General features: G+C 63.8%; 3 protein-coding genes. All 3 read left to right on the top strand.

The genetic code is table 11. The features are described 5' to 3' along the window. Positions 1-113: 113 nt before the first annotated feature. The 3 genes from HX851_RS32140 (at position 114) to HX851_RS32130 (ending at position 3410) form a co-directional block, all read left to right on the top strand. Entirely contained in the window at positions 114-1106 is a 993-nt protein-coding gene (locus HX851_RS32140; protein WP_177058454.1) for an AraC family transcriptional regulator, read from the top strand. Between the two features lie 159 nt (positions 1107-1265). Then, positions 1266-2297, top strand: a complete 1032-nt coding sequence (locus HX851_RS32135; protein ID WP_177066488.1) for a histone deacetylase family protein — start codon at positions 1266-1268, stop codon at positions 2295-2297. A gap of 12 nt (positions 2298-2309) precedes the next feature. Beyond that, complete coding sequence (locus tag HX851_RS32130) at positions 2310-3410, top strand: polyamine ABC transporter substrate-binding protein (protein ID WP_177058456.1); 1101 nt, start codon at positions 2310-2312, stop codon at positions 3408-3410. Positions 3411-3505: the final 95 nt, after the last annotated feature.

Here is a 3505-nt window from a genome sequence, read left to right as displayed (position 1 = left end):
AGTCCATACATAGGAGCCGGCAAGCCGGCTCCTACAGGGTTATGCAGTGCGGCGGATCGGGTGTGCGGCATATAACTTGCTCGAGTCCCCACCTCCCAAGGCCGGAATCGAGCATGCTCCACTCCCACCTCACCACTCTCAACGCTGTGTCCCTGGTGCTCAATGCCTTTCGTGACGAGGGCCTGTCCAGCGATGTGCTGCTGGCCGGCAGCGGCATCAGCGCCGCCGACCTGAGCCGCGCCGATACCCGCATCACCACCAACCAGGAGATGCAGGTATGCGCCAATGCCGTGGCCCTGCGCCGGGAAATCGGCCTGGAACTGGGCCGGCGGATGCACGTTTCGTCCTATGGCATGCTCGGTTACGCCCTGCTCACCAGTGCCACCTTCGGTGACGCTTTGCGCCTGGCCCTGCGTTATCCGGCGCTATTGGGAACACTCTTCGAGCTGAGCCTGGACGAGGACGGCGAACGGATCTGGTTCACCGCCAGCGATTACCGGGAGAATCCGGTGCTGGCCGTGTTCAACGTCGAGTTCTGCCTGGTGTCGCTGAAAGTCATCTGTGACGACCTGCTCGGACGCCCGCTGCCGCTGCTGGCCGCGCGCTTCGAACACGAGGCGCCGGACTACCGCGCCAACTACACCGACAGCTTCGACTGCCCGCTGCAGTTCTGCGCCACCCGCAACGCCTTCGCCTTCGACAGGCACTGGCTCGACCAGCCGCTGCCCCTGGCCGATGCCATCACCCACCAGGCCATGGCCGAACGCTGCCGCAAGCAGAATCTGGAGTTCACCGGGCGCCAGGCCTGGCTGGGGCGTATCCGCCAGTTGCTCGCCGCCCAGTTGCACACCGCACCGGGCCTGGAAGGCCTGGCCGAGCAAATGAACTGTTCGGCGCGGACCCTGCGCCGCCACCTGCACGACCTCGGCTGCAGCTACCAGGAACTGCTCGACGAGCTACGCTTCGAGCGGGCCAAGCAGTTGCTGGCGGACGACCAGTTGCCGATCCATCGCATCGCCGACGAATTGGGTTTCAGCGAAACCGCCAGCTTCCGTCACGCCTTCGTCCGCTGGAGCGGCGTCAGCCCCAGCCAGTTCCGCCCCTGACCGGCACCGCCCCGCAAAAGGGCGGCATTGCCTCATTGAGGGGCGAAATTCGGACATACCTTTTGGCCATATCGATCCCCTTTTGGCCGCTCCTGCCGTTCTCCGAACCGCGTCGGGCATCAAGAATGAGCCCACGTCCACGCTACCGGAGAACAATAAATGCTGACGGTCTACTCAGACGATCACCACCTGCATCACGGCCGCTGCGAGCTGATAGACGGGCAGCTGATGCCCTGCTTCGAGATGCCTTCGCGCGCCGACCACGTGCTGGCCCGTGTGCACCACCAGGCCCTGGGCCCGGTCCGTGAGCCAGAGGATTTCGGCCTGGAACCGATCCGCCGCGTCCACGACGACGCCTACCTGACCTTCTTCAAGGGCGCCTGGGCGCGCTGGGCCGAACTCGGTCATGACGGCGATCTGCTGCCATTTACCTGGCCGGCACGGACCCTGCGCAAGGTGATCCCGACCAACCTGCACGGCGAACTCGGCTACTACAGCTTCGACGGCGGCGCGCCGATCACCGCCGGCACCTGGCAGGCAGCCTACAGCGCGGCCCAGGTGGCCCTGACCGCCCAAGCGCAAATCCAGCGCGGAGCCCGCGCCGCCTTCGCCCTGTGCCGACCGCCGGGACACCATGCCGCCAGCGACCTGATGGGCGGCTACTGCTACCTGAACAACGCGGCCATCGCCGCCCAGGCCTTCCTCGACCAGGGCCACGGGAAAGTCGCGATCCTCGATGTCGACTACCACCACGGCAACGGCACCCAATCGATTTTCTACGAGCGCAGCGACGTGCTCTTCACCTCGATCCACGGCCACCCGGAAGCGGAATTCCCGTTCTTCCTCGGCTATGCCGATGAGCGGGGCGAAGGCGCCGGGGAAGGCTTCAACTTCAACTACCCGCTGGCCGCCGGCAGCGGCTGGGAGCGCTGGAGCGCGGCCCTGGAACAGGCTTGCGGGGAAATCGAGCGCTACGCCGCCGATGTGTTGGTGGTTTCCCTCGGCGTGGACACTTTCAAGGACGACCCGATTTCGCAGTTCAAGCTCGACAGCCCGGACTACCTGCGCATGGGCGAACGCATCGCCCGCCTGAGCAAGCCGACGCTGTTCGTGATGGAAGGCGGTTATGCGGTGGAAGAAATCGGCATCAATGCCGTGAACGTACTCGAAGGTTTCCAGAACGCCCAATGAGGAACTAGAAGAATGAACAGACTCAAGCGTTTTATCGCCCCGGCCCTGTGCGCCGCCGTGCTCAGCGGCGCAGTCCAGGCCGAGGACCGCACCCTGCGGGTCTACAACTGGTTTGACTACATCACGCCCAAGGCCCTGGACGACTTCAAGGCCCAGAACAGCCAGGTCAAGCTGGTCTACGACATCTTCGACACCAACGAAGCGCTGGAGGCCAAGTTGCTCACCGGCAACTCCGGCTATGACGTGGTGGTGCCGTCCAACGTGTTCCTCGCCAAGCAGATCGAAGCCGGGGTGTTCCAACCGCTGGATCGCAGCAAGTTGCCGAACTGGAACCACCTCGACCCCAAGCTGATGAAACTGATCGAAGCCAACGACCCGGGCAACAAGTTTGCCGTGCCCTACATGTACGGCACCATCCTCATCGGCTTCAACCCGGCCAAGGTCAAGGCGGCGCTGGGCGACAACGCTCCGGTGGACAGCTGGGACCTGATCTTCAAGGAAGAGAACATCAGCAAGCTCAAGCAGTGCGGCGTCGCCCTGCTCGACTCGCCCTCGGAGATCCTGCCGCTGGCCTTGCAGCACCTGGGTCTGAACCCCAACAGCAACAACCCCAAGGACTATGAAAAAGCCGAGGCGCTGCTGCTGAAGATCCGCCCGTACATCACCTATTTCCACTCGTCCAAGTACATGGCGGACATCGCCAACGGCGACATCTGCGTGGCCGTCGGTTATTCCGGCAGCTTCTCCCAGGCCGCCAACCGTGCCAAGGAAGCCAAGAACGGCGTGGTGGTGGACATGCGCCTGCCCAAGGAAGGCGCGCCGATCTGGTTCGACATGCTGGCGATCCCCAAGGGGGCGAAGAACCCGGAAGACGCCTACACCTTTATCAACTACCTGCTGCAACCCCAGGTGATCGCACCGATCAGCGACTTCGTCGGCTACCCGAACCCGAACAAGGACGCCACCGAAATGGTTGACCCGGCGATCCGTACGAATGCCAACCTGTACCCCACCGAAGCGGCGATGAAGACGCTCTACACCTTGCAGCCGCTGGACCAGAAGGCCGAACGGGCACGGACGCGGGCCTGGACCAAGATCAAGTCGGGGACCTGAGTATCGAGCTGCGTTCTACCGGCGTTTCGCGCTGAAACACCACTGTGTGGGAGCCGGCTTGCTGGCGATGGCGTCCGAATGGACGCAGCAAGCCT

The organism is Pseudomonas gingeri, assembly GCF_013385635.1.
In the GTDB taxonomy this organism is placed as follows: domain Bacteria; phylum Pseudomonadota; class Gammaproteobacteria; order Pseudomonadales; family Pseudomonadaceae; genus Aquipseudomonas; species Aquipseudomonas gingeri_A.
The sequence above is the reverse complement of the archived record's forward strand: the minus strand, read 5'-3'. Positions and strand labels throughout refer to the sequence as shown.

What these genes read in the sequence shown, in the direction of transcription:
- HX851_RS32140 (WP_177058454.1), top strand. Translation starts at nt 114, where the DNA reads ATGCTCCACTCCCACCTCACCACTCTCAACGCTGTGTCCCTGGTGCTC.
- HX851_RS32135 (WP_177066488.1), top strand. Translation starts at nt 1,266, where the DNA reads ATGCTGACGGTCTACTCAGACGATCACCACCTGCATCACGGCCGCTGC.
- HX851_RS32130 (WP_177058456.1), top strand. Translation starts at nt 2,310, where the DNA reads ATGAACAGACTCAAGCGTTTTATCGCCCCGGCCCTGTGCGCCGCCGTG.